Genomic DNA, 277 nt, shown 5'->3' on the forward strand with positions numbered 1-277 from the left:
AAATAACTCATACATGTCTTGCGGAAGTAGTTCAGTGGTAGAATACAACCTTGCCAAGGTTGGGGTCGCGGGTTCGAATCCCGTCTTCCGCTCCAATTTTCAATATGACATGCCGGGGTGGCGGAACAGGCAGACGCACAGGACTTAAAATCCTGCGGTGGGTGACCACCGTGCGGGTTCGACCCCCGCCCTCGGCACCATATGCGCCCGTAGCTCAATTGGATAGAGCGTTTGACTACGGATCAAGAGGTTAGGGGTTCGACTCCTCTCGGGCGCG

Annotated in this window: 3 tRNA genes; all 3 read left to right on the top strand. The window is 55.6% G+C overall.

From position 1 onward, the window contains the following. Positions 1-20 precede the first annotated feature (20 nt). Positions 21-95 (top strand) — tRNA-Gly (locus MR070_RS26955). A gap of 16 nt (positions 96-111) precedes the next feature. Next, positions 112-200 (top strand) — tRNA-Leu (locus tag MR070_RS26960). A gap of 3 nt (positions 201-203) precedes the next feature. Next, positions 204-277 (top strand) — tRNA-Arg (locus MR070_RS26965).

This window comes from Bacillus cereus group sp. BfR-BA-01453 (genome assembly GCF_022662915.1).
GTDB classification, from domain to species: domain Bacteria; phylum Bacillota; class Bacilli; order Bacillales; family Bacillaceae_G; genus Bacillus_A; species Bacillus_A paranthracis.